Source organism: Peribacillus sp. P4_D6 (assembly GCF_056401795.1).
This window is the reverse complement of sequence record NZ_JBFUIQ010000126.1, coordinates 1-10,669: the sequence shown is the minus strand read 5'-3', so window position 1 is coordinate 10,669 and position 10,669 is coordinate 1. Positions and strand designations below refer to the sequence as shown.

Genomic DNA, 10,669 nt, shown 5'->3' with positions numbered 1-10,669 from the left:
CTTGTTAAGTATACGGATGAAGAGCTCTTACTTTCCTTAAGACAAGTGGTAAAACGCAGTATAGGCTTAAAGAAGATACGAGCACTTAAAGAAGCAGCCAATCGTTCGATTGGTATTCGTCAAGGGGCAGCTATGGCGAAATTAGAGTTGAGAGCTTTATTAGAGAAGTATGATTTTATTCAAATGAAATTCGAAGAATTAGATTATCAATTAGATCAGTTATTAGACCATATTCCAGGTGTCACACAGATGTTAGAGGTGTCAGGGATTGGTCGAGATACWGTAGCAGGGTTTTTCGCAGAGGTCGGCGACCTMAGAGACTATCAACATCCTCGCCAAATTGTAAAATTAGCAGGTTTAAGTTTAAAAGAAAACACATCMGGAAAGCACAAAGGTCAGACCAAGATTACCAAACGGGGACGAAAGAAATTRAGGGCTCTCTTATTCCGGGCTGCCATGATACTGGTGGCAAAGAACAAGGCTTTTAAAGCTCTCCATATATATTACACAACACGTKCTCASAATCCMTTAAARAAAATGCAATCTCTGATAGCYTTGTGTAACAAGCTTATTCGAATTCTGTTTTCAATCGGTAAAAAACAATTTACGTTTCAAGAAGACAAGATGTTAATGGATATCCCTCATATGGCAACATTTATGGTACATCAAACAGTCGCATAGTTCATCGAATTTAAGGTTACACGGTCATTTAATTAACACTCATTTAAAAGTGAAGCACGGATTAGTCGGCAAAGCAACTAACGTGAGGGCTTAGATCCTGTGGGGCAGCATGACCGACATCCACCTCATGGAAAGGTTGAACGAAGGAATGTAGGAGCATCGACTCTGTGAGACATGGGAGGGTTGACCTCCATGAGACATGTGGATATCCTAAAGTGCGATCATAACATTGCTTAAACCAATTTTTTCCTATAATTGGCTAGTTTAGCATACACTTTTTTCGATAAATCCCTACCCTTGAGGAGTGATGCCGAGCTTACATAGATAACGGTTAATGATATGACTATGAAATCCTAAGAATTCTAGAGTAATCGTGAGATTGTGTTTAGTTTATTGAGGGAGGATAGTTGAAGAGTGCTGTTTGACCTTTGTTCAACAATTGGGCCAGACTGTGGAAGATCATTTTAAAAGAAAATTCGATATTTGTCGGTGAGATTTTGAAGGATTGTACTTAAGCTAAAGGACAGAATAGTTGAAGAAGGAAATCAAGTTTATATATATTTTGTCCATCAACTTTTCATTGTAATGTAATCCTTCTTTCTATCGTTTTATAAGATTAAAATGGAATTATTACATCAATTGGGTTCTAACTCCTCCAAAAGTAGCAAGATAAGCGAATAAAAAAGCAGTACCACCACTATAAAAGTGTTGGAACTGCTATATTGAGTGACAAGTTTTTTATTAATTAGAACGTACTTGCTACTTTAACAGCTTTTTCAAGCCCTGCAGCAATAATTTCTTCTGCTTTATCTGGGAATTGATTGTGACCTTCAATCACTACTTTCTCTATATTTTTTACACCGAAGAAGCTCATCATACTTGCTACATATTTAACAGCCATTTCTACTTCAGCTTTTGGTCCTTCAGAATATACACCGCCACTTGCGTTTAATAATACAATTTTCTTATCTCCAATCAGACCTACTGGACCTTCTGGCGTATATTTAAATGTTTTGCCCGCGCGGTTTAAATAATCAATATATGTGTGTAGTACAGCCGGAATTGTTAAGTTCCATAATGGGAATCCAAACACAACTTTATCAGCTGCAAGGAATTGTTCTAAATATTTATCAGCAACAGTTACTGCTTTTGCTTCTTCTGCTATTAAATCAAGTCCTCTACTAGCCTTAAATGTACCGTTAATCATATCTACTCCTACATATGGCAATTCTTCCTTGTATAAATCAAGTTCTACCACTGTATCATTTGGATGTGATTCTTTATAGCTTGCTAAAAAAGCCTCATATAATTTCACACTCACCGCTTGGTTTGCGGGGCGATTGTTTGCTTTTACAAATAAAACTGTTGTCATTCTCTTTTCCTCCTGTTAATCACTCTTATGTTGTTATATATTTATTCACTAAAAAGGGAATCCTATTGTCTTTACAATATCTTTTTAAAACTATATTCCATGTCTCCACCTAGAGCTTCAGCTGTATCACCAGTTTTTCTGAAGTCATGTGTATGAATCTTTTCAAACGGACCAAAGTTTACTTGCTTATAAAATTCAAAACAAGGGAATCCGTCATGTGCACCTTGAATATCGATAGTACCATCTTTTTTGATATGTACAGTTAATAGATAATCAACGGGAGGTGCATATACATTTAATGGGTTGCTAGCACTAGCACTCATTTGAAATTTGACGTCATCTGACCTCCATACAACATCAGTGCACAAAATACCTTCCGTACTAGCTTTTCCTGTTTTTTTATTAACGGAACCATCAGGAGTTGTGATTCTTTCTGTTGTTATGCCAGTATTCGCATATGTGAAGATTTCTTTTTTATAAAAATCTACAACTACTTCTTGTTCAATTCTGGAACGCATAGCGTTTACAGCATATGGTGTAAATTCACGTGAGTCACCTTCGAATTGAATCACGTTTCCTGTTTGAGTATCCTTCTTAGGTTCAGTCCAAGACATTGGAATAAATACACTTGCTCTAACTTTAACAATGTTAGTCATAAGAACCACCTCTGTAATTCTAATTTTATTTTAGGTAATTCATAACTTTGAGCCATTCAGCAAAACAGGCCGTAATTTCTTTCGTATAAATTATTGCTTTCCCTTTAATATTTGCTGCTTGTAAACTTTTACTTAGTATTTATATCTAAATTGTCGTTTTAAAACTGTATTCCATTTCCCCAGCTAGCGCTGCTGGAGTGTCACCAGTTTTTCTGAAATCATGTGTATATATTAATTCAAATGGACCAAAATCTGTTTGTTTATAAAATTCATAGCAGGGGAACCCATCATGTGCACCTTCAATTTGTGCAACACCACTCTTGTTAACATGTATAGTTAATAAATAATCAGCCGCAGGTGCTGCTGCATTTAAAGGATTGCTTGCCCTTGCCCTCATTTCAAAAGAAACTTCATCAGTGCCCCACACAACATTAGTACATACAATATTTTCTGTACTTGTTTTTCCTTTTTTATAATCAATAGAACCATCTGGATTTGTAACTTTTACAGTTACGGTACAAGCATTTGTATATGTGAAAATTTCTTTTTTATAAAAATCAATAATCACTTCTTGCTCTAATCTTGACCGCATAGTGTTTACAGCGTTTGGTGTAAATTCACGTGCATCACCAGTGTATTCGAATATCTTTTCTGTTGCAGGATCTTTAATAGGTTCCAACCAAGCATACGGTGCAAATACACTTCCTCTAATTTTAACGATGTTAGCCATGAGAACCCTCCATAATGTATTAATTTTGTTTCGGTGAATCCAATTTCTTTTATAATTGAACCATAGTCAACTTGATTGACTACATGGTGTATAGTACAATGGATTTCAAATAAAGTCAACCTAATTGACTTTATTTAAGGAGGTTTTATGTATGAATCATGAAGTATTTAGTGAATTGGATCTTACATCACTTTTATCATTTTCCTTTAGTACATCAATTAATGAATTACATGACAGATTGAGTGAATTGGGATTTGGAGATATTAGACCTGTACATGGTTTTATGTTTAAATGCATCACTCCCAATGGAGCAACAGGTATAGAACTAGCCGAATATTTAGGAATTACAAAGCAAGCTGTGAGTAAAATGGTGGATTATCTTGAGAAAAGTGGCTATGTAATGCGCAAAGCTCATCCCACTGATAAGAGAGGGAAAATTATTGTTTTGACCGAACGAGGTTGGTTAGTAGTGAAAGCAAAAGAGAAGATACTAACTGAGATTGAGCAACGTTGGATTGAAAAAATAGGTGCTGAACGCCTGCAAATGCTCAAAGAAGATTTAACAAAATTAGTTTATGAAGAAAATGAAGATAAACTATCATCGAGGTTAAGACCTGTCTGGTAATTATAGAGTATAAAGGGAACTTTTAATCGTGCTTAAATTCGTACTAACAGTACAGCATTCCTGTAATGATAGCACCAGAACCCTTAATCTGATAGACACAGTAGTGATGAAAATAAGCTTGGTTTGGCGATAATTAATAAGAAGAAATCTATCATTAAGGGAGTACCTGTATGGTTAAATTGTTAATTGCTGATCGCGATCAAAATGAACGAACAGGGATTGGCTGGTTAGTTTCTTCGTTTTCGATTCCATTTGATTACATTCTATTAGCAGGCTCAGTATCTGAGGTATTTCATCTAATAGAGGCCGAAGTACCAGATGTTGTTTGCATTGAACTCGATATGATTACAAAGGATACGTGGGACAGCTTTAAGGAGCTGACCAAACGGTACATACAAAAGGTCATCGTCATGACGGCTGAAGCCACATTTGAACGTGCGCTTCAAGGCATCGAGCTTCATGCCTATGATCTATGGGTAAAACCTCAGTCGCCTGACCATATCAAACGAGTATTAACCCAGTGCTGCAAGGCCGTTTCAAAAACTGAGGAGAAACAAGAGCCATCGGCTCAAATTGAGGTTCCTTCCGTATCTTACAGTTCTCTATTCGTACATCAAGAAACGTTAGGCGCCAATTTCCGATTAATGCTGATGCAGTTGGAAGATTCGAAGAAACAACCTATACTGCTATCTTTTTTACAAGAATATCCATTTAAGAACCGACCGGTTGTATTGCCGCTAAGCGACATGATCGTTTCTGTTTTTTCATTCGATAACCAGCAGCCACAGCCACTCAAACAATTAAAGCACATAGGCAATCGGATTCTAACCGAATGGGAAGAGCAGTTTTCGGAGCCCATGTCACTAGTTTGATATGATACTAATGACCCGTTGCTTTCGTTAAATGAAAAATATCTTCATGCGAAGCAAGCGCTAGAAATTCGTTTTTTCAAAGGATATCGGCAGCTTTCGGTCATTGAGGATAAGGTGAACTGGGTTATGATCGATCCGTTTTTAACCCCGTCTGAACAGCGCGAATGGATTGACATGCTGAACGAAGGTGACAGGGACAAAATTAAGCAGTGGATGTATAAAGAATTTTTGAATAAGGAAGATCCCTATCCCGAGCCAGGTTTATTGCGAACCCGGTTAACAAGCTTATTAGCCCAAGTCCGACGCTTCATGAAGTCATTTTACCTTGACGAAGGGATGCTTGAGAGACGTTATCATCAAGTATTTGAATCCATCCTTTACAATCCGATTCTATATCGGATCGTCCAGGAGTTATTGCTGTTCTTATATGAAGTTCTTGATCGGGCAAATAACAATCAAGAAAACGCTCGTACAGATGTGATTGAGCAGGCCATCCGGTACTTTGAGGAGAATTTTACTAACCCTGAGCTAAGGCTTGAAGACGTTGCGAACCAAGTAAACAGAAGCGCAGCGTATTTTAGCTCGCTCTTAACAAAAAAACAAGGAAGCTCGTTCCGACAGCTATTAACAAAGACACGGATAAACGAAGCGCAGCGTCTATTGATAGATACAAAACTCTCGATTCAAGATGTAGCAGATAAAACAGGATTTATAAATGCAAATTACTTTAGCAAAATTTTTAAGGAAAAAACCGGTACAACCCCTCGTTCATTTAGAAATCGTAAAAAAGTATAGAAATCTAAAATAATTATAGTTTTCAAATGTAAGCGTTTTACATTACACTTTAAATTCGAAAAAAATTAGAAAAATTCAAAAAAAAGACGTCTGTTTTCAATCGCTTTCCTTCTCTAAACTAGAGAAGTAGGAAGTGTCCCAAAAATCAAATATTGAAAAGGGGAAAGACGCTTATGACCGAAAAAAAATTTAAGATGGATGACGCTCCACTTAACAAGTTCCATATGAAAATTACAGCGCTTACTTTTGGCTCAAATTTCTCTGATGGGTATGCTCTTGGGATTATTGGAGTGGCTCTTACTCTCCTTAGCCCACAAATGGAACTCAATTCGATGTGGGTAGGACTAATTGGAAGTTCTGCTTTGATTGGACTCTTTTTCGGTAGTCTAGTACTTGGAGGGTTATCTGACCGCATAGGCAGACAGAAAATATTCCTGCTTAACTTCTTATTGGTCACTATAGCTTCGTTGCTGCAACTATTTGTGGATGGTCCCGTAGAGTTGTTAATTTTGCGGTTACTGATAGGTTTTGCTCTCGGAGGCGATTATGCAGTCGGATCGACTTTACTTGCCGAGTTCGCGCCTAGAAAGTATAGGGGGTTCTTACTGGCTTCTCTAAATGTACTCTGGACGGTAGGTTACGTCTCTGCAACCATTGTCGGATATTATTTAGGACAAGCTGGTCCGGAATCATGGCGTTGGATGCTTGCTAGTGCTGCAATCCCTGCATTCATTGTGCTGCTACTGCGAATCGGAACGCCTGAATCACCACAATGGCTCATCAGCATGGGACGTATTGATGAAGCACGCCATATCGTAAAGAAGTATATCGGCCCTAATGCGGAAATCGACGAAACTATTATTGAGACTCAAAATAAAAATGGCTTTCGTGCTCTTTTTAACAAAAAATTTCGGAAGCGAACAGCTTTTGGAAGTCTATTTTATGTCTGTATTGTCATTCCGTACTTTGCCATCTACACATTCCTACCGTCTATCTTAAAAAGTATGGGTTTAGCAGAAAACTTCACTGTAGACTTGTGGTTAAACATATTCCTAATCTTGGGTTCGATTGCTGGTCTTTGGCTTATGGAGAAATTTTCTCGCAGAGGTTTCACGATTAGTACGTTTGCAATCCTGACCGTCTGCTTGCTTATGCTTAGTATTTTTCACGAACCTAAAATTTTAGTAATTCCGATTTTTCTGGCTTTTACTTTTATATTATCAGCAAATTCAAATCTTACGCTAACATATCCGGCCGAACTTTTCCCAACCGAAATTCGCGCATCTGGGGTTGGTTTTGTGACAGCGTTCAGCCGAATTGGTTCTGCTATCGGGACATTCCTCCTGCCCCTTAGTATGAACACTATAGGGTTGGATGCCTCGATGATTGGAATGACGGCTATTCTGTTAATTGGTACTATCATTTCGATTGCCTGGGCACCGGAGACAAAGTCACTCTCTTTAAGCGAGGCAAGTAATCCTTTTAATGAAGCAAGTAATTCAAATTCAAACTTAAACCCCTTGAACCATAAGAAGATTAATTGACATGAAAAAAGGAGTACCTCTCCAATTCTCGAAAGAGAGGTCTCGTTGCGAAATTTTACTAATCCAAAGGCTTAAACATTATAAAAGTTAATGTTTTGTCAAGCTGCACAATATAGGAGATGAGTTTATTATGAAAACACAAGAAAAAGTAATGATAACTGAAGATGATTTTAGTATCGGGGATTTGATTTCAGTAGCAAGGCATCATGCCCCTTTGGAGCTGTCTATGAGTGTAAAGAAAAGAATTAGCCAAGGAAGGGATATAGTCGAGCGTTTTGTCGAGGAAGAGCGAGTCATATACGGAATTACGACCGGAGTAGGAGAGAATTCAAAAATAAAAATTTCAGCCTCTGATTCGAGAGAATTGCAAAAAAATATAATTATGAGTCATGCTTGCGGTATGGGCGATCCGTTGGAGAAGGAAATAGTAAGGGCAATTATGGTGATGATGATCAAAAATTTATCCCTTGGTTATTCTGGTGTAAGACTTGAAACGGTAGAGAGATTAGCAGAGATAGTGAATAAAGATGTCATACCATTCGTCCCTCGAGAAGGTTCCCTAGGTTACTTAAATCATCAGGCACATATCAGTTTGGTCCTTTTGGGTATGGGTGAGGCCTATAATCAGGGCGTACTAACAGATGGCGAGACGGCTTTGAAGAAGGCCGGAATCAAGCCAATCGAACTGCATGAAAAGGAAGGGCTTTCTTTGATTAATGGCACGGTAGATATGACTGCAATTGGCGCTCTGGCCGTTTATGATGCCATTAATGTTCTTAAGGCGGCAGACATTGTTTCGATAATCAGTTTTGAGGCGCTGAAAGGTACATACTATGCCTTTGATCCCAAAATTAGTAAAGTAAAACGTCATCCTGGACAAAAAAAGACAACTGATAATATTCATAAGCTGATAGAAAACAGTGAGATCACGGAAAAATTTAAAGATTACCGCACACAAGATGCTCTTAGTATTAGATCCATTCCACAAGTGCATGGAGCTTGTAAAGACGCTGTTGATTACGTTCGGACGATTGTGGAGAGAGAAATGAATTCAGCCTCAGATAATCCGTTGGTGTTTGATGATCAAGAGGGTGCAAGAGCGATATCCTCTTCTAATTGTCATGGAGAAGCGATAGCCTTAGCCATGGACTTTCTGGCAATCTCTCTATCTGAATTGGCCAAAGCGACCCTCTCTAAGATTCTTCGTGTTTAACTTAATAAGTATTTATTCAATGCTTGTTGTAAAGTTCCCAATGTTAGTGCTTTTTCATTTAATCTCATTCCTACGTTTATCATATTTCTAACCACTTCAGCTCTTAACCCGGTAATCACAGTGGTACATCCCATTAATGAAGTCCCGTCAATAATCTTCATTAAATGATCAATTACTTCAGTCTCCATTTCCATAATTCCAGATAAGTCCATAATCAATGTTTGAATACGTAATTTTCCAATCTCCATTAAAACTTTTTCCTCGAGAATATTCGTTCGGTAAAGATCAACCGCACCAATTAAAGGCAAAATACATACAGTGGGTGTTATTGGTATTATAGGCACCGAAAGATTTTCAACCAATTCTTTTTGAGCCATTATCAATGAATCTTTGTATTGAGAATATGTGATAAAAAAAACATTTAAAAACCTGTCTACTTGATTATTTACTTGCTTTTCTACCGAAAAAAATTCTTCAGTTAAAATCTTATTCGTTACCTCGTTATATTCTTGTAGGAACTTCCACAAGGTTCTTCGAATGGCTTGCACCCACTCTAATTTGAAAGATAATGGAATTGCGTGTGTCGCCCAAGCTATACCTTCTTGTTTAGCAAATGATTGAAGTTCTTGTTTTTTACCCTCAATAATGTATTGAATCAGCAAATGGGCATTATTTATCAGGTCAATATTACCGACCGTTAAAATTTCTTCAATTTTTTCTTTCACATTAGATGCTTCGTTTAATAATGAATCTTCAAAATCCTCTTTATTTTCTTGGATGAATTCCAGTAATTTATATGCATCTAGTGACCCCTTCATCATTTAATCCCCCTATTTTTTTATATGCCAAAACTACAATTACCCTGTTATTATCATTACTAAACCCGTTTACCTATAGCTTCTAATTTAAAGGGAAATGAATGTATTTATGTTAATTAATATTGTGAAGGATTTCTACTTAAACGAACGGGTGCGTTAGTTCATTTTTTATAAAAAAAAATTCCAATTAAATAGGATTAGGGCATGTTTTGATTAACCTTTTTCAAAAAATGCCCTTTCTATTTATTCATTTAACAAGGTTTTTGATAAAGCCCTGTATTAATGTAGGTTTTTTTTTGCCCCTTAAACTTCAGCTGTATTTTTTTACTAAAGTCAATAATTTAAAAAGGAGTGAATTCTTTCTCAGTTATGGTAAGGTGGATTAAAATGGTAAATAAGAAGTGGATCCATTGATGTTTCAAAAAAAGATGACTCTACAAGTAAAAACGAAATCAATTACTTGGAGTTATGTGGCATGTATTTCGGCACTCTTATACGCAGCACCACATCTTTGGTGGGGGATGGGAATATCTGTAGCTTCCCCGGGCGACTTTAAATCATTCCCCGATAACTTTTGATAGCTATTGGATTTTGGGTAATGGGTTTCTTAGCGGTTCTTGCAGCACTCTTGGCTCTTTCTTTTATACAACCATGGGGTCGAAGGATTCCTCGCTTAATGCTACTAATACTCGGTTGGGTTGTATCAGTCGGGTTGATATTTTGGGGTCTCGGTTTTTTTTATCTAAGTTTTTTTATAGAAATTGGTCGTGTGATATCTTCCTTACAGTTTACGTATCAAGATTCAAATATACAACCTATAATTCGGGGTTACATTTGGTATTCATATCTTTAGTTTGAGGTATCTCGCTAGGTCTTACCGTCCTTCAGTATCAAAGAAGAACTCATGTACAGAGTGAGGAAGTTAATAAATCTATATCTATAGACAACTAAGTGTGCGCAGTACGTATCGAAATCACATTTATTTAATTTTTTAGAGTTTCGAGGTAAGTAACGTCGAAGTTCGTTAATATTATGTAGTAACTTATTCATGAATCGTGCACGATTGTGAAATTAAAGGTTGCTTTACTTCAAAAAGAGAGTTGCTTTGGTATTATCCCCTTCAGGTAGACAGAGAAAAAAGAGAACATGATAAAATGTTCTTAACTGTCAATCTGGAGGGGATTTTTTGTATGGCAAAGAAGGGGCAAACGTTTCAAGCGTATACAGAAGAAATAAAGAGAGAAGTGGTTCGTCTGAAAGTGGAGGAAGGTTGGTCATATCGCCAGATTCGTGAGCGTTTTGGTATTAAAAGTGATGCACAGATAGCCAGCGTTTTGGTATTAAAAGTGATGCACAGATAGCC

The 10,669-nt window shown here is 37.1% G+C and carries 10 protein-coding genes and 1 pseudogene; 7 read left to right on the top strand and 4 right to left on the bottom strand.

Features of this window, described 5'->3' with window-relative positions; translation table 11 throughout:
• A partial coding sequence (locus AC1DVB_RS22385) for a transposase (RefSeq protein ID WP_477591023.1) occupies positions 1–681 on the top strand: 681 nt, incomplete at its 5' end.
• Positions 682–1,426: 745 nt separating this feature from the next.
• Here AC1DVB_RS22385 and AC1DVB_RS22380 read toward each other — a convergent pair.
• The 3 genes from AC1DVB_RS22380 to AC1DVB_RS22370 form a co-directional block, all read right to left on the bottom strand.
• Positions 1,427–2,053, bottom strand: coding sequence for an FMN-dependent NADH-azoreductase (locus AC1DVB_RS22380; RefSeq protein WP_034313359.1), 627 nt, complete (start codon positions 2,051–2,053; stop codon positions 1,427–1,429).
• Positions 2,054–2,124: 71 nt separating this feature from the next.
• Positions 2,125–2,709: a DUF3238 domain-containing protein gene (locus AC1DVB_RS22375; protein WP_057276261.1), complete on the bottom strand. Its 585-nt coding sequence runs from the start codon at positions 2,707–2,709 to the stop codon at positions 2,125–2,127.
• A 145-nt stretch (positions 2,710–2,854) separates the two neighbouring features.
• Positions 2,855–3,439: a DUF3238 domain-containing protein gene (locus tag AC1DVB_RS22370; RefSeq protein ID WP_057276260.1), complete on the bottom strand. Its 585-nt coding sequence runs from the start codon at positions 3,437–3,439 to the stop codon at positions 2,855–2,857.
• 151 nt (positions 3,440–3,590) lie between these two features.
• On the opposite strand from AC1DVB_RS22370, the gene AC1DVB_RS22365 reads away from it, so the two are divergent.
• The 5 genes from AC1DVB_RS22365 (at position 3,591) to AC1DVB_RS22345 (ending at position 8,488) form a co-directional block, all read left to right on the top strand.
• Positions 3,591–4,064, top strand: a complete 474-nt coding sequence (locus tag AC1DVB_RS22365) for a MarR family winged helix-turn-helix transcriptional regulator (protein WP_034313349.1) — start codon at positions 3,591–3,593, stop codon at positions 4,062–4,064.
• Between the two features lie 170 nt (positions 4,065–4,234).
• Positions 4,235–4,936 (top strand): response regulator transcription factor, encoded by a 702-nt coding sequence (locus tag AC1DVB_RS22360; protein WP_377333044.1) that lies wholly within the window; start codon positions 4,235–4,237, stop codon positions 4,934–4,936.
• Between the two features lie 126 nt (positions 4,937–5,062).
• Positions 5,063–5,731, top strand: coding sequence for a helix-turn-helix domain-containing protein (locus AC1DVB_RS22355; RefSeq protein WP_477591019.1), 669 nt, complete (start codon positions 5,063–5,065; stop codon positions 5,729–5,731).
• A gap of 173 nt (positions 5,732–5,904) precedes the next feature.
• The gene (locus AC1DVB_RS22350; RefSeq protein ID WP_034313341.1) at positions 5,905–7,275 is read left to right on the top strand and encodes an MFS transporter; all 1,371 of its coding nucleotides are present in this window, start codon (positions 5,905–5,907) and stop codon (positions 7,273–7,275) included.
• A 130-nt stretch (positions 7,276–7,405) separates the two neighbouring features.
• Positions 7,406–8,488, top strand: coding sequence for an HAL/PAL/TAL family ammonia-lyase (locus AC1DVB_RS22345; RefSeq protein WP_230135528.1), 1,083 nt, complete (start codon positions 7,406–7,408; stop codon positions 8,486–8,488).
• Here the strand turns inward: AC1DVB_RS22345 and AC1DVB_RS22340 are convergent.
• Positions 8,485–9,306 carry an STAS domain-containing protein gene (locus AC1DVB_RS22340; RefSeq protein ID WP_095680063.1) on the bottom strand — a complete coding sequence of 274 codons (822 nt, stop codon included), beginning with the start codon at positions 9,304–9,306 and terminating at the stop codon, positions 8,485–8,487. The genes AC1DVB_RS22345 and AC1DVB_RS22340 overlap by 4 nt on opposite strands.
• 1,190 nt (positions 9,307–10,496) lie before the next feature.
• Between AC1DVB_RS22340 and AC1DVB_RS22335 the strand changes: the two are divergent.
• Positions 10,497–10,631: pseudogene (locus AC1DVB_RS22335) on the top strand (IS3-like element ISBth8 family transposase); the annotation flags it as partial.
• Positions 10,632–10,669: the final 38 nt, after the last annotated feature.